We start from the raw sequence: 15,119 nt of genomic DNA, 5'->3' as shown, positions 1-15,119 counted from the left end.
TGCCGTGCAGCCTGCAAAAAAAACGGCGCCCGAAGGCGCCGTTGTATTGCAGCAAACTGCCCTTTTTATTGGGCCAGTTTTTTGTGACGCACACGGTGCGGCTGGGTGGCCGCTTCGCCGAGGCGCTTTTTACGGTCAGCTTCGTACTCGGTGTAGTTGCCTTCAAAGAAGACCGCTTGCGAGTCGTCTTCGTACGCCAGAATGTGCGTCGCGACGCGGTCAAGGAACCACCGGTCGTGAGAGATCACAATGGCGGCGCCAGGGAAGTCCAGCAACGCTTCTTCGAGCGAACGCAGGGTCTCGACGTCAAGGTCGTTGGACGGTTCGTCGAGCAGCAGCACGTTGGCGCCCTCTTTCAAGGTCAGGGCCAGATGCAAGCGACCACGCTCACCACCGGACAGGTCCTTGACGAATTTCTGCTGATCGCCACCCTTGAAGTTGAAACGCCCCACGTAGGTACGCGACGGGATTTCGTAGTTGCCGATGCGGATCACATCGGAACCGTCAGAAATGGCCTGGAACACCGTTTTGCTGCCATCCAGGTCGTCACGGCTCTGGTCAACACACGCCAACTGCACGGTGTCACCGATTTCGATGCTGCCCGAATCCGGCTGCTCTTTGCCCATCAGCATGCGGAACAGGGTCGATTTACCGGCACCGTTACCGCCGATCACGCCCACGATGGCGCCTTTAGGCATGGCGAACGACAAGTTGTCGATCAGTACGCGATCGCCGTAGCCTTTGGAGACGTTTTTGAACTCGATCACTTTGTCACCCAGGCGCGGACCGGCCGGGATGTAGATTTCGTTGGTCTCGCTGCGCTTCTGGAATTCCTGCGATTGCAGTTCTTCGAAGCGTTGCAGACGGGCCTTGGATTTGGACTGACGCGCCTTGGCGCCTTTACGCACCCATTCCAGCTCGTCTTTCATGGCCTTTTCATGGGCCGACTGCTGTTTGGATTCGGCCGCCAGACGGTCGGACTTGGCTTCAAGCCAACCCGAGTAGTTGCCCTCGTAAGGGATACCGGCGCCGCGGTCGAGTTCCAGAATCCAGCCCGCCACGTTGTCCAGGAAGTAACGGTCGTGCGTAATCGCAACCACGGTACCCGGGAAGTCGTGCAGGAAGTGCTCCAGCCAGGCCACCGAGTCGGCGTCCAAGTGGTTGGTAGGTTCGTCGAGCAGCAGCATGTCCGGGGCTGAGAGCAGCAGGCGGCACAGGGCCACACGGCGCTTTTCACCACCCGACAGGTGTTCGATTTTGGCATCCCAGGCCGGCAGACGCAGTGCATCGGCCGCGACTTCAAGCTGGCGCTCAAGGTTGTGGCCGTCGCCCGCTTGCAAGATGGCTTCGAGCTTGGCCTGTTCGGCCGCCAGTTTGTCGAAGTCGGCATCCGGCTCGGCGTATTCGGCGTAAACCTGATCCAGACGCGCCTGAGCGTCCTTGATCACGCTGACGGCTTCTTCAACCACTTCGCGAACGGTTTTGGTCGGGTCCAGTTGCGGCTCTTGCGGCAGGTAGCCGATGTTCAAGTCCGGCATTGGACGGGCTTCGCCGTCGAACTCGGGGTCGACGCCAGCCATGATTTTCAACAGGGTGGATTTACCCGAACCGTTCAAACCGAGTACGCCGATCTTGGCGCCCGGGAAAAACGACAGGGAGATGTTTTTCAGGATTTCCCGCTTCGGCGGAACAACTTTGCTCAGCCGATGCATGGTGAAAACGTATTGAGCCATGGTGAACCTAGCGTCAGTGACTGATGAATAAGGCGCGAGCAATGCACGGCTCAGGCCATAGCAGACGGTCAGGGATTGATCTGGGTCAATGCCTGCTCATGTAAAAAGCCTGAGTGTAGGAGCTCTTATGCCCCCGCGTAACCGGCAAAGCTACCTGAATGCGCAGTGCAGGGCAAACCAGCGCAGAGCAGAGGGCTGGCACTTTGCCACAGTCCAAGGCATGCTAGCCGCCCTTTGGGCGTCCCGCTTATAGTGCGCCTCGCACCTTAGCAGCCAAATCGCAGGATCACAGCTTGCCCAATGTCACACCGCCCAACTCCGCGAGCGCTCCAGGCCAATGGCTTGGCACACCTGTGCGCGGCACGTTAAAAGGCGCATTGGCGACGCTGGTCTTGCTGTTGTTGGCGATGCTGTTCTGGTTGTTGATTGAACAGTTTCGCGAAACCCTCGCGCATAAACGCCAATACAGCGTCAATTACAGTGCCGATCTGGCCGATCACATCAGCCTGAGCATGGCCCTGCGCGCCGAAGTGGCGCTCAATCTGTTGCCCGTTCATGCCCCCCTCGCTCACCGGCAACAGTTGCAAGCGCTGGTCCATCAAATGCGCCAGTCACTGCCTTCGCTGCAAAGCGTGGCCTTGCTCAACCCAAATGGCGAAGTGTTGATCGACAGCGGCGGTATCAGCCCGGACGCGGCCTACCTGCGTGACTGGATCAAACACAGCCGCGCACGCAAACGCACTGACGGTTACTACTTCAGCAATAGCAGCGATGCCGGCACGGCGTACCTGTTGCTGAACAAACTGGGCAACGACCCGCAGGGTTACTGGCTGCTGCGCATGAGCCCGGACCTGCTGCACAACCTGACGCGTCAAAACACCCTTGCCGACCGCCCACAATGGCGGATCGAAAACACCCAGACCCACACCGTGCTGAGCCACAGCGCAGCTGCGATGGCCTCGGCGGCTCCCCTCAGCCCGCAAGACGAGGCCAACACCGTGCTGCTCGCCCCGTTGAGCCACAGTGACTGGCAATTGCGCGGCCTGTTCGATGCCGATGAAGTCGTGGCCCAACTGCTGCCCGGACTGATCGGCAAATGCCTGCTGGGGCTGCTGTTTGCCCTGTTGCCAGTGGTCGCACTGGTCAACATGCGCCGTCGCCAACGCCAGGTGCATGAAGGCCGTCGCCGCTATTACGACATTTTTGAAGGCACCGGCGTGGCGCTGTGTGTGATGGACCTGTCCGGCCTGCCAGCGTTTTTGGAGCGCGAACAGCTTTATGACAGCAACGCGCTCAAGCAATGGATGCATCACAACCCCGAACAGCGTCGCCAGCTGTGCGAGCAGTTACGCATCACTGAAGTCAATCAGGTGGCGTTGCACTTGCTGGACGTGGATTCAGGCGCTGGCGCGTGGATGAAGCTGATCAGCGGCTGCCCGACCAACACCTCGGCTATCAGCTATCAAGTGATCGAAGCCGTCCTCAACCACCAGCAGCAGCTTGAGCTGGAAATCACCCTGGTGGATGCCGATGGCCAGGATCAGCACTTATGGTTGGTGCTGCGCCTGCCCGATGACCGCAGCGAATATCACGCCGTCATTTTGAGCATCAGTGACATCACCAGCCGCAAGCTGATTGAGTTGTCGCTGCAAGAGCGCGAAAGCTTCTGGTCCGATGTGGTGCGCACCGTGCCTGACCACCTGTATGTGCAGGATGTGATCAGCCAGCGGATGATTTTCAGCAACCACCACCTGGGGCACACCCTGGGGTACAACGCCACCGAACTGCAACAAATGGGCGCTTACTTCTGGGAACTGCTGCTTCACCCTGAAGACGCCGAGCAGTATCACCGGTCGCGTCAGCAACAGCGCCATGGCGGCTATGTGCAATTACTGCAATGCCAACTGCGCTTCCGTCACAGCAATGGCGTGTGGCGCCGCTTTGATATTCGCGAGCAAGCCCTGGCTCGCGATGCCTATGATCAAGTCACGCGCATTGTCGGGGTGGCCAAAGACATCACCGATCAGATCGAAGCCAGCGAGTCACTGCGCGACAGTGAGCAGCGCTATCGGATGCTGGCAGAAAGCATCAGCGACGTGATTTTCTCCACCAACAATACCTTGCAACTGAACTACGTCAGCCCCTCGGTACAAAGCGTATTGGGCTTTGATGCCGAATGGGTGTTCAAGAACGGCTGGCAATCGACCATTGCCAACCCGCAGCAGTTGGCTGGCGTTTACAGCCTGATGGAGCGGGTCAGCAACGCCCTCGACAAACCCGAGCAACTGTCGGCCCTGCGCACCCAACTGGACACCCAACTGTTTCTGTTCGATTGCCTGCGCGCCGACGGGCGCAAAATCCCTATCGAGCTGCGTCTGGTGTTGGTGTGGGATGAAAACGACGCCTTTGAAGGCATCCTCGGTGTGGGCCGTGATATCAGTCAGCAACGGCGTGCTGAAAAAGACCTGCGCATGGCCGCTACGGTGTTTGAGCATTCCACCTCAGCCATCCTCATCACTGACCCTGCGGGCTACATCGTGCAGGCCAACGAAGCGTTCAGCCGGGTCAGTGGCTACGCGGTGTCACAGGTGCTCGATCAATTGCCGAGCATGCTCACCGTCGATGAACAGCAGCAAGCGCACCTGCAATACGTGCTCAAGCAATTGCACCAGCACAACACCTGGGAAGGTGAAGTGTGGCTCAAGCGTCTCAATGGCGAGCATTACCCGGCATGGGTCGGCATCACGGCGGTGTTTGACGATGAAGGCGACCTCGCCAGTTACGTGTGCTTCTTCAGCGACATCAGCGAGCGCAAGGCCAGTGAGCAGCGGATTCACCGCCTGGCCTATTACGACGCCCTGACCCACCTGCCCAACCGCACCCTGTTCCAGGACCGCCTGCACACCGCGTTGCAACAGGCCGAGCGCAACAAGTCGTGGGTGGTGCTGATGTTCCTCGACCTCGACCGCTTCAAACCGATAAATGACTCATTGGGCCACGCCGCAGGCGACCGCATGCTCAAAGACATGGCCATCCGCCTGCTGGCCTGTGTGGACAATGACGACACCGTGGCGCGCATGGGCGGTGACGAATTCACCCTGCTGCTGCAACCGCGAGCCACCCGTGACATGGCGCTCAACCGCGCAATCAGCGTGGCTGAACAGATCCTCGCCAGCCTGGTGCAACCGTTTGTGCTCGAAAGCCGCGAGTTTTTCGTGACCGCCAGTATCGGCATCGCCTTGAGCCCCCAAGACGGCAATGAACTCAGCCAGTTGATGAAAAACGCCGACACGGCGATGTATCACGCCAAGGAGCGCGGCAAAAACAACTTCCAGTTCTATCAGGCGGACATGAACGCCAGCGCCCTGGAGCGTCTCGAACTCGAAAGCGACCTGCGCCACGCATTGGAACAACAAGAATTCATCCTCTATTACCAGCCGCAATTCAGTGGCGACGGCAAACGCCTGACAGGGGCCGAAGCCCTGTTGCGCTGGAACCACCCGCGCCGCGGGTTAGTGCCGCCGGGGGACTTTATCCCGGTGCTCGAAGAACTCGGTTTGGTGGTGGACGTGGGCGACTGGGTGCTGGCCGAGTCGTGCCGCCAGCTCAAACACTGGCATCAGGCCAAAGTGCGGGTCCCCAAAGTCTCGGTCAACATCTCGGCGCGTCAGTTCTCTGATGGCCAATTGGGCACGCGTATCGCCACTATCCTCAAAGAAACCGGCTTGCCACCCGCGTGCCTTGAGCTGGAACTGACCGAAAGCATCCTGATGCGTGAAGTCAGCGAAGCCCTGCAAATTCTCGCCAGTTTGAAGAACCTCGGTCTGAGCATTGCCGTGGATGACTTTGGCACGGGGTACTCATCGCTCAACTACCTCAAGCAATTCCCCATCGACGTGCTGAAAATTGACCGCACCTTTGTCGACGGTCTGCCGGAAGGCGAACAAGATGCGCAAATTGCCCGTGCAATTATTGCGATGGCGCATAGCCTGAATCTGGCCGTGATCGCCGAAGGCGTCGAGACCCACGAGCAACTGGACTTTCTGCGCGAGCACGGCTGCGATGAAGTGCAGGGCTACCTGTTCGGCCGCCCGATGCCTGCGCGACAATTTGAAGCACGGTTCAGCCCCGAATCCCTGCCGGTCTTTGAATAAGCGCCTAAAGGCTATCAAAAAGACATCACCTGAAAGCCACTTGTCTGCCACATGATTGCCTTTCATATGCCAGATAAAACCCATTGAGTTAGAATGCGCTTCTTTTCTGCCCCCGATCCTTGAGGACCGCCATGTTCAGCCGTGATTTGACACTTGCCAAGTTCGACGCCGACCTTTTTGCCGCCATGGAGCAAGAAGCTCAGCGCCAGGAAGAACACATTGAGCTGATCGCTTCGGAAAACTACACCAGCCCAGCGGTGATGGAAGCTCAAGGCTCGGTACTCACCAACAAATACGCCGAAGGTTACCCGGGCAAGCGTTACTACGGCGGTTGCGAATACGTCGACGTGGTTGAGCAACTGGCAATCGACCGTGCAAAAGAACTGTTCGGCGCCGATTACGCCAACGTTCAGCCGCACGCAGGCTCGCAAGCCAACAGCGCGGTTTACCTGGCCCTGCTGTCGGCCGGCGACACCATTCTGGGCATGAGCCTGGCCCACGGCGGTCACTTGACCCACGGCGCCAGCGTTTCGTCCTCGGGCAAGCTGTACAACGCTGTGCAGTACGGCATCGACGCCAACGGCCTGATCGACTACGACGAAGTTGAACGCCTGGCGGTTGAACACAAGCCAAAAATGATCGTGGCCGGTTTCTCTGCCTACTCGCAGATCCTCGACTTCCCACGTTTTCGCGAAATCGCAGACAAAGTTGGCGCGTACCTGTTCGTCGACATGGCTCACGTAGCCGGTCTGGTGGCTGCGGGCGTTTACCCGAACCCGGTTCCGTTTGCTGACGTGGTAACCACCACCACGCACAAAACCCTGCGTGGCCCACGTGGCGGCCTGATCCTGGCCAAAGCCAACGCCGACATCGAGAAAAAGCTGAACTCGGCTGTTTTCCCGGGTTCGCAAGGCGGCCCACTGGAACACGTGATCGCAGGCAAGGCCGTTTGCTTTAAAGAAGCGCTGCAACCTGAGTTCAAGGTTTACCAGCAGCAAGTGGTGAAAAACGCCCAAGCGATGGCTTCGGTGTTCATCGAGCGCGGTTTTGACGTGGTATCGGGCGGTACTGAAAACCACTTGTTCCTGCTGTCGCTGATCAAGCAAGACATCTCGGGTAAAGATGCTGACGCCGCTTTGGGCAAAGCCTTCATCACCGTGAACAAAAACTCCGTACCTAACGACCCGCGTTCCCCGTTCGTGACCTCGGGTCTGCGTTTCGGTACACCCGCCGTTACCACGCGCGGTTTCAAAGTTGAAGAATGCCGTGAGCTGGCGACCTGGATTTGCGACATCCTGGACGACATCACTAACGAAGCCGTGATTGATGCAGTACGCGAGAAAGTAAAAGCCGTTTGCAAGAAGCTGCCGGTTTACGGCAACTGAGTGTCAATAGTTGAACAAAAGCCCGGCTCTTGAGCCGGGCTTTTTTGTGGCTGTGAATCCTTGCGCAGGCGCTGGCGAACACTGCACGCGTTTGATCTTTTAGACGACCGCAGCCTTTGGCAGCGCCTACAGGAAGAGGTCAGGTGAGGTGGGCAAATCCCTCGCGGATCTTGGCCTCGGGTAAGTCATCGGCAATAAACACCATCACGCTTTCACGCGCTTCGTCAGCGCGCCATTCGGTGTCCCAGTCAAAACCATACAGTTTCAGTACGCCCTGAAACACTAAGCGCCGGTCTTCACCCGCAATGTTTAACACGCCTTTGTAACGCAGCAATTGCTTGCCGTGGTCTTCGAGCAGTTGGTTCATGAACGTGCTCAGGCTGTCGATATCCAGCGGTTTGTCTGTGCGCAGTACCAGGCTTGAGATGCGATCAACCGTGGCCGCTGGCTGTACCGGACGCAGGCTCAGGCCGCCACCCAGGTCGGCATTGAGGTTAAAGCCACGCATATCGAGCAGCTCGGCCAGGTCGATTTGGCCATGCTCGACCACACGGACCGGCGCACGGCGGTTAATGCGGGTCAGGCGCTCGCACAGCGCATCGAAGGTGGCATCGTCCACCAGGTCGCGCTTGCTCACCAGCAGCCGGTCAGCAAAGCCGATCTGTGCCTGGGCGATGGTTTGTGCCAGGTGGACATCGGCGTGAGCGGCATCGACCAAGGTAATGATGCCGTCCAGCAGATAACGCTCACGCAGCTCTTCGTCGATAAAAAAGGTTTGCGCCACAGGTGCCGGATCGGCCAGCCCGGTGCATTCGATCACCAGTCGATCGAAGGCAATTTCGCCACTGTCCAGCCGCTCAAGCAGCAAGTACAGCGCTTTGGTCAGGTCGGTGTGGATGGTGCAGCACACGCAACCGTTGGCCAGGGTCATCACTTGCACCGGCTCCTCACCCAACAGTTGGGTGTCGATCCCGGCGTCGCTGAATTCGTTTTCGATCACGGCGATTTTCAGCCCGTGCTCGGCCTTGAGCAAGTAACGCAGCAAAGTGGTTTTGCCGGCCCCTAAAAAGCCGCTGAGGATGGTGACGGGGATGGGAGAGGACATGAACAGTCTCCTGAAAAATTGAGGCCGCAAAAAAATGCAGGCGCGAACGCACTGGCGAAAGCATCAGGCCACTCAACAACATCGTTGACTGACATAAAGCCTTCGCAAGCGCGCTCGCGCCTACACAGGCGTTAGCGGGTCAGCAGCACTTGGGGCCGCCCTTGCCGCCATAACGGGCCTCTTGGCGTTCACGAAAGAACGCCTCGTAGCTCATTACCGGTTTGTCCGGGTGCTTGGTTTGCATATGCTCGACGTAGTTGTCGTAGTCGGGCATGCCGACCATCAGGCGCGCGGCCTGACCGAGGTATTTACCGAGGCGACTCAGGTCATTGAACATGCGTGCAACCCTCTATCAGGCGTCAGGAACGGAGTGGTACGGCGACTCTTTATCCGTACGTTCTTTAGAACCCCAAGCCGCGATGCCCACTTTGATCGCAAAGAACAGGATGCTGAACACCACGAACAGGAACAGCACGGTCAAACCGGCATTGGTGTAGGCGTTGATAATTACGTGCTGCATCTGATCGATGTTTTTGGCCGGTGCAATCACTTGGCCCGCGTCCAGCGCCGTGCTGTATTTGTTGGCCAGGGCCAGGAAACCGACAGCCGGGTTGGCATCGAACAACTTGATGAAGCCCGCAGTGGTGGTGCAAATCAGCAACCACACGGCTGGAAGCATGGTCACCCAAATGTAACGCTGACGTTTCATTTTGATCAGTACGACGGTGGCCAGCATCAGCGCGATACCCGCCAGCATCTGGTTAGAGATACCGAACAGCGGCCACAAGGTGTTGATCCCGCCCAGCGGGTCGATCACGCCCTGGTACAGCAGGTAGCCCCACATCGCCACACACAGGCCAGTGGCCAGCAAGTTGGCACCCCACGACTCGGTGCGTTTGAGCGCGGGTACGAAGCTGCCAAGCAAGTCTTGCAGCATGAAGCGGCCAGCACGGGTACCGGCATCTACCGCGGTCAAAATGAACAAGGCTTCAAACAAAATGGCAAAGTGATACCAGAACGCCATAGTGTTTTCGCCCGGCAACACGTTGTGCAGGATCTGTGCGATACCGACCGCCAGCGTAGGCGCGCCGCCAGCACGGGCCAGAACGGTGGTTTCCCCGATGTCATGGGCCAGCGCTGTCAGGGCGTCAGGGGTAATTGCAAAGCCCCAACTGCTTACGGTTTGCGCCACGCTCACCACATCGCCGCCCACAATCGCTGCCGGGCTGTTCATGGCAAAGTACACACCAGGCTCGATCACCGAAGCGGCAACCATTGCCATGATGGCGACGAACGACTCCATCAACATGCCGCCGTAGCCGATGTAACGGGCGTTGCTTTCGTTATCCAGCAGTTTGGGGGTAGTACCCGAGGCAATCAGTGCGTGGAAACCCGATACCGCGCCGCACGCAATGGTGATGAACAAGAATGGGAACAGGCCGCCCTTCCAGACCGGACCGTTACCGTCGATGAACTGAGTGACCGCCGGCATTTTCAGCTCGGGCATGGTGACCAGAATCCCGATGGCCAGCGCGACGATGGTGCCGATTTTAAGGAACGTCGACAGGTAATCACGCGGTGCCAGTACCAGCCACACTGGCAAGACCGCCGCGACAAAGCCGTAACCGATCAGCATCCAGGTGATTTGCGTACCGGTGAAGGTGAACACCGGCGCCCACTCAGGGCTTGCCGCAATCTGGCCCCCCAGCCAAATGGAACCCAGCAACAACAGCACACCCATCACGGAGATTTCACCGATGCGTCCCGGGCGGATGTAGCGCATGTAAATGCCCATGAACATCGCAATCGGGATGGTGGCCATCACCGTAAACATGCCCCACGGGCTCTCGGCCAAGGCTTTGACCACGATCAGCGCCAGCACCGCGAGGATGATGATCATGATCAGGAAGCAGCCAAACAGCGCGATGGTGCCCGGTATTTTGCCCATCTCCTCGCGCACCATGTCGCCCAGGGAGCGACCGTTGCGGCGGGTTGACATGAACAGGACCATGAAGTCCTGCACCGCACCGGCCAGCACCACACCGGCAATCAGCCAAAGCGTGCCCGGCAGGTAACCCATCTGCGCAGCCAGTACCGGGCCGACCAAAGGTCCGGCACCGGCAATGGCAGCAAAGTGGTGACCGAAAAGAATGTGTTTGTTGGTCGGCACATAGTCCAGACCATCGTTGTTGACCACTGCGGGCGTGGCGCGCAATGGGTCCAGCTGCATCACCTTGGTGGCGATAAACAAACTGTAATAACGATAAGCGACCAGATAGATGGCAACGGCTGCCACTACGATCCACAAGGCGTTGATCGCCTCGCCTCGGCGCAAGGCCACTACGCCCAAGGCGCAGGCTCCTACAATCGCCAGCACTAACCACGGAATGTGGCGTAGCAGGCTATTTTTATTATTCATTTTTATATTCCGGCCAGTTGGACAAGAAGGACTGCCCCCGGAGTTTAGCGTCCCCAGCACTAAAGACCAGCCCCTGACGTTGGCCTAGAGCCTTCTTTCAAGTTTTTTTGCACGACTGGCGTTTGCCGTTGTGCGTCTATAGTTCAGGCATAACCAGAGGGTTTGAACATGCACCAGCACCCCGCAGAACGTCGGCGTTTTACCCGTATCCCCTTCGATGCCCAAACAAAAATCAGTCAGGGGCCACGTCATTGGTCGGTCAAACTGCTGGATGTGTCACTTAAAGGGTTGCTGGTCGAAAAACCGCAGAGTGGGTGCCTCGCTCCAGGGCAGACATTTACCGCCAATATCCATCTCAGCGATGAGACCCACGTCATCATGGAGGTACGTTTAGCCCATGAGGATGCGCAACACTTGGGTTTTGAGTGCACACACATCGGCCTGGACTCGATCAGCCACCTGCGGCGGCTGGTCGAATTGAATATGGGCGATGAGCAATTACTGGAGCGAGAGTTAGGGGCGCTGATCAGCACGCAGTAACTTATTCCTCGAATAAAGCATCCAGCGCCTGCTCCAGACGGGTCACGCCGATAATCTGCAATCCCGGTGGCGATTCTTTAGGGGCATTGCCCTTGGGCACGATGGCGCGTTTGAAACCATGTTTGGCGGCCTCTTTCAGCCGCTCCTGACCACTGGGCACTGGTCGTACTTCACCTGATAAACCAACTTCGCCAAACACCAGCAGATCGTGGGGCAGCGGACGATTACGCAGGCTGGACATCACGGCCGCCATCAATGCGAGGTCGGATGCGGTCTCCAGCACTTTGACCCCACCCACCACGTTGAGAAATACGTCCTGATCGTGGGTTGGAATGCCGCCATGACGGTGCAACACCGCGAGCAGCATCGCCAGTCGGTTTTGATCCAGCCCCAGCGTTACACGGCGCGGGTTGGACATATGGCTGTCATCCACCAGCGCTTGCACTTCGACCAGCATCGGCCGCGTGCCCTCCCATGTCGCCATGACCACGCTACCGGGGACTTCTTCTTGTGCTCGCGTCAGGAAAATCGCCGAAGGGTTGGAGACTTCTTTCAAGCCCTTGTCGGTCATGCCGAATACACCCAGTTCGTTGACCGCACCGAAACGGTTTTTTACTGCACGCAGTAACCGCAGACGCCCGTCGGACTCACCCTCGAAATACAACACGGTGTCGACCATGTGTTCCAGCACACGCGGGCCTGCCAACGCGCCCTCTTTGGTCACGTGGCCAACGAGGAAGATCGCCGTGCCGCTGGATTTTGCATAGCGCACCAACAACGCAGCACTCTCGCGCACCTGCGACACTCCGCCTGGCGCCGACTGCAACTGCTCAGTGAAGATGGTCTGGATCGAGTCGATCACCATCACCTTGGGTTTTTCGAGCTTGGCAGTGGCGATGATGTTTTCGATACAGGTCTCGGTCATCACCTTCAGTTGATCCTGCGGCAAGCCCAGCCGACGTGCGCGCATGGCCACTTGCTGCTGGGACTCTTCGCCGGTCACATACAGCGCGGGCATGCGCGTCGCCATGTGACACAAGGTTTGCAGCAGGATGGTGGACTTGCCGATGCCGGGGTCGCCACCGATCAACACCACGGAGCCATCTACCAGACCGCCGCCAAGCACCCGGTCCAACTCACCGGAAGCCGTAGAGAAACGCGGGATTTCTTCGATGCTGACTTCGGCCAGGGTTTTGAGCTGAGCTTGTTGACCCGTCCAGCCGCTGCGACCGCTGGGCGGAGCCGCTGCGCCACTTTCAACGATGGTTTCGACCAAGGTGTTCCACACACCGCACTCGGCGCACTGCCCTGACCACTTGGGAAAGGTTGCACCACACTCGGTGCAGCCGAAAATGCGCTTGGGCTTAGCCATCTGAACTCCACGGAAAAACCGCGATGATAGCCCACCCGGCCCGGATCAGTGCGACACCGGCATGCGGATTTCACCGTTGGCCAGCCGAGCGGCACTGTTGCCCAAGGGGTCTTCGGCGTTCAGATCGGCCCCTTTACCCGATAAGTCGTTGAGCAGTTCAACCCGTTTGAACAGGCCCGCGTACATCGCGGCGGTCTGGCCTGCGCCGTTGCGCTGGTCAGGATTGCAGTCGGTGGCCAAAAGCCTGCGAGCGATCTTGAGTTCGCCTTTGAAAATCGCGCCCATCAGGGCTGTGTTACCGCGTTTGTCTTGCACACACGCATTGGCGCCCGCGGCGAGCAAGTGCTCCACGGCTTCGGACTGGCCGTGATACGCGGCCAGAATCAACGCGCTGTAGCCTTTGCTGTCTTGCGTGTCGAGCGAATAACCAGACTCGATGAAGGTGTCGAGCATCGCCACATCACCGCGGCGTGCGGCATCAAAGTAATAGTCCTGAAGCTGAACGCGCACATCGGGTTCTGCGGCGGCGCAAATGCCGCTGACAAGCAGCAAGGCCAGGGAAATAAAAATTCGCATAGTGAGTAACCTGCAATGACGCGTTTGAATCAAAAGCCCCTCACCCCACCCTCTCACAGGGAGAGAAGGGTGGGGTGAGGTCTAGCGGTTAATCCACCAGTTTGGCTGCCAGAGCCTTGACCCGTGCCAAGTCACCTTTGGCCACTTTTGTCACACCTGTGCCGTACTCAGGATCAGCTTTGTAGAGGAACGACAAGATGATGTGCTTGCTTTCATCATCTGTTGTGGCCAGCGACCCGCCGAAGCTTTCAATCAGATCGTTACGCTCTTTCTTGTTGAATGAGCGGTACAAATCACCGGCCTGTTTGAAGTTTTGCTCACGCGTGATCTTCGCTTGCTGGGTCGTACCCGACAGCGTCATTTCGCTGTAACGCGCGGACTGTGGTTCTGCGCGCGGCTCCAGACGGCTAGGCTGATAGTTCACACCACTGCTGGTGTGACCCAGGTTCATCGCGCCGTCCTGATTGCCATTGTTCACCGAAACCCGTGGCGCGTTGATCGGCAGCTGCATTGCGTTAGCGCCCAAACGGTACATCTGGGTGTCGGCGTACGAGAAGACACGCCCTTGCAGCAAACGGTCTTCCGACGGTTCGATACCCGGTACCAGGTTGGCCGGAGCCATCGCGACCTGCTCGGTCTCCTGGAATACATTCGCCGGGTTGCGGTTAAGCACCATCTGGCCGACTTTACGCTCAGGCACATTCGGCCAGATTTTGGTCGCGTCCAACGGGTCAAAATCAAAAGTCTTCAGGTCTTCAGGCTTGAGCACCTGCACGTACAAGTCCCACTTGGGGAAGTCGCCGTTTTTGATGTGAGTGACCAGATCGTTGCTCATGTGGCTGTAGTCTTTGCCTTGAACCTCAGTCACTTGTTTCGGATCAAGGTTCTTCAGGCCTTGCAGGCTTTTCCAGTGAAACTTGACGTAGCGCACGTCGCCCTTGGCGTTAACCAATTTGTAGGCGTGCACACCGTTGCCGTCCATTTCACGGTAGCTGGCGGGCGTCCCCGCGTTGGAGTACAGCTCGGTCAGCGTGCGGGTCGCTTCTGGAACGTGGGAGAAAAAGTCGAAGCGGCGTGAGTCATCGTCCAGATTGGTGCGCGGATCGGGCTTGAAGGCGTGAACCATGTCCGGGAACTTGATCGCGTCACGAATAAAGAAAGTGGGGAAGTTGTTACCTACCAGGTCCCAGTTACCCTCTGCGGTATAGAACTTGGTAGCAAAACCACGCGGGTCACGCAGGGTTTCAGGCGAATGGTTGCCATGTACCACGGCCGAGAAACGCACAAATACCGGCGTGACTTCACCCGCTGCAAATACCTTGGCTTTGGTCAGATCGCTCAAACCATGGGTCACGGTGAACGTGCCGTGAGCGCCCGTACCGCGAGCATGTACAACGCGCTCAGGAATACGCTCGCGGTCAAAACGTTGCAATTTTTGCAACAATTGCACGTCTTGCAGCAGCACTGGACCGTTGGCTCCAGCCGTTTGAGAGTTTTGGTTATCACCAACAGCCGCGCCGTTGTCGCGCGTCAATGTGGCGGCGTGAACAGACGCCGACAGCAAGCTTGCGCTCAAAATACACAGCAGGCGACGCTGTGAAAGCATTCCGAAGCCAAGGGGGGTGGCCATGTGTAGATCCTCTAATTATTGGGTGCGCATCAACGTGCACTGAGCGAAGGCTAGAGGTCCGCGCCGCGAATTCTAAATAGAAAGGTCTTAAGTCAGCCATTAAGAAAAAAAGCTGGCATAGGGCAATTTAATCGAGTATTTAGCGCCCCCTTGGCAAGCGGGTGAAAACTTATGACGCTTGAGCAGGTCGATGACTTGCGCATAC

Annotated in this window: 10 protein-coding genes; 3 read left to right on the top strand and 7 right to left on the bottom strand. The window is 58.0% G+C overall.

Annotated features, from left to right (window positions below):
- Positions 1–65: 65 nt before the first annotated feature.
- Positions 66–1,733 (bottom strand): energy-dependent translational throttle protein EttA, encoded by a 1,668-nt coding sequence (gene ettA, locus ACP7A4_RS01045; RefSeq protein ID WP_048362440.1) that lies wholly within the window; start codon positions 1,731–1,733, stop codon positions 66–68.
- Between the two features lie 293 nt (positions 1,734–2,026).
- Between ettA and ACP7A4_RS01040 the strand changes: the two genes are divergently transcribed.
- Both ACP7A4_RS01040 and glyA read left to right on the top strand, forming a co-directional pair.
- Entirely contained in the window at positions 2,027–5,887 is a 3,861-nt protein-coding gene (locus ACP7A4_RS01040) for a bifunctional diguanylate cyclase/phosphodiesterase (protein WP_426245183.1), read from the top strand.
- Between the two features lie 131 nt (positions 5,888–6,018).
- Positions 6,019–7,272 (top strand): serine hydroxymethyltransferase, encoded by a 1,254-nt coding sequence (glyA, locus tag ACP7A4_RS01035; RefSeq protein ID WP_059763949.1) that lies wholly within the window; start codon positions 6,019–6,021, stop codon positions 7,270–7,272.
- A gap of 139 nt (positions 7,273–7,411) precedes the next feature.
- On the opposite strand, the gene yjiA is transcribed toward glyA, so the two are convergent.
- The 3 genes from yjiA to ACP7A4_RS01020 form a co-directional block, all read right to left on the bottom strand.
- The gene (yjiA, locus tag ACP7A4_RS01030; RefSeq protein WP_426245180.1) at positions 7,412–8,377 is read right to left on the bottom strand and encodes a GTPase; all 966 of its coding nucleotides are present in this window, start codon (positions 8,375–8,377) and stop codon (positions 7,412–7,414) included.
- Positions 8,378–8,516: 139 nt separating this feature from the next.
- Positions 8,517–8,714 (bottom strand): YbdD/YjiX family protein, encoded by a 198-nt coding sequence (locus ACP7A4_RS01025; protein ID WP_007937254.1) that lies wholly within the window; start codon positions 8,712–8,714, stop codon positions 8,517–8,519.
- 15 nt (positions 8,715–8,729) lie between these two features.
- Positions 8,730–10,796, bottom strand: coding sequence for a carbon starvation CstA family protein (locus ACP7A4_RS01020; RefSeq protein ID WP_048362436.1), 2,067 nt, complete (start codon positions 10,794–10,796; stop codon positions 8,730–8,732).
- Between the two features lie 168 nt (positions 10,797–10,964).
- Here ACP7A4_RS01020 and ACP7A4_RS01015 point away from each other — a divergent pair, with 168 nt between their 5' ends.
- Entirely contained in the window at positions 10,965–11,336 is a 372-nt protein-coding gene (locus ACP7A4_RS01015; RefSeq protein WP_203302232.1) for a PilZ domain-containing protein, read from the top strand.
- A 1-nt stretch (position 11,337) separates the two neighbouring features.
- On the opposite strand, the gene radA is transcribed toward ACP7A4_RS01015, so the two are convergent.
- The 3 genes from radA to katB all read right to left on the bottom strand — a co-directional run bounded on the left by radA (position 11,338) and on the right by katB (position 14,890).
- The gene (radA, locus tag ACP7A4_RS01010; protein ID WP_048362434.1) at positions 11,338–12,708 is read right to left on the bottom strand and encodes a DNA repair protein RadA; all 1,371 of its coding nucleotides are present in this window, start codon (positions 12,706–12,708) and stop codon (positions 11,338–11,340) included.
- A 45-nt stretch (positions 12,709–12,753) separates the two neighbouring features.
- The gene (locus ACP7A4_RS01005; protein ID WP_059763943.1) at positions 12,754–13,284 is read right to left on the bottom strand and encodes an ankyrin repeat domain-containing protein; all 531 of its coding nucleotides are present in this window, start codon (positions 13,282–13,284) and stop codon (positions 12,754–12,756) included.
- An 88-nt stretch (positions 13,285–13,372) separates the two neighbouring features.
- Positions 13,373–14,890, bottom strand: coding sequence for a catalase KatB (gene katB / locus ACP7A4_RS01000; RefSeq protein WP_371260634.1), 1,518 nt, complete (start codon positions 14,888–14,890; stop codon positions 13,373–13,375).
- Between the last annotated feature and the right edge of the window lie 229 nt (positions 14,891–15,119).

Origin of the sequence: Pseudomonas sp. TWR3-1-1, assembly GCF_049896545.1 — a bacterium.
Taxonomy (GTDB): domain Bacteria; phylum Pseudomonadota; class Gammaproteobacteria; order Pseudomonadales; family Pseudomonadaceae; genus Aquipseudomonas; species Aquipseudomonas weihenstephanensis.
This window is presented reverse-complemented; position numbering and strand designations above follow the sequence as displayed.

What these genes read in the sequence shown, in the direction of transcription:
- ettA (WP_048362440.1), bottom strand. Translation starts at nt 1,733, where the DNA reads ATGGCTCAATACGTTTTCACCATGCATCGGCTGAGCAAAGTTGTTCCG.
- glyA (WP_059763949.1), top strand. Translation starts at nt 6,019, where the DNA reads ATGTTCAGCCGTGATTTGACACTTGCCAAGTTCGACGCCGACCTTTTT.
- yjiA (WP_426245180.1), bottom strand. Translation starts at nt 8,377, where the DNA reads ATGTCCTCTCCCATCCCCGTCACCATCCTCAGCGGCTTTTTAGGGGCC.
- ACP7A4_RS01025 (WP_007937254.1), bottom strand. Translation starts at nt 8,714, where the DNA reads ATGTTCAATGACCTGAGTCGCCTCGGTAAATACCTCGGTCAGGCCGCG.
- ACP7A4_RS01020 (WP_048362436.1), bottom strand. Translation starts at nt 10,796, where the DNA reads ATGAATAATAAAAATAGCCTGCTACGCCACATTCCGTGGTTAGTGCTG.
- ACP7A4_RS01015 (WP_203302232.1), top strand. Translation starts at nt 10,965, where the DNA reads ATGCACCAGCACCCCGCAGAACGTCGGCGTTTTACCCGTATCCCCTTC.
- radA (WP_048362434.1), bottom strand. Translation starts at nt 12,708, where the DNA reads ATGGCTAAGCCCAAGCGCATTTTCGGCTGCACCGAGTGTGGTGCAACC.
- ACP7A4_RS01005 (WP_059763943.1), bottom strand. Translation starts at nt 13,284, where the DNA reads ATGCGAATTTTTATTTCCCTGGCCTTGCTGCTTGTCAGCGGCATTTGC.
- katB (WP_371260634.1), bottom strand. Translation starts at nt 14,890, where the DNA reads ATGCTTTCACAGCGTCGCCTGCTGTGTATTTTGAGCGCAAGCTTGCTG.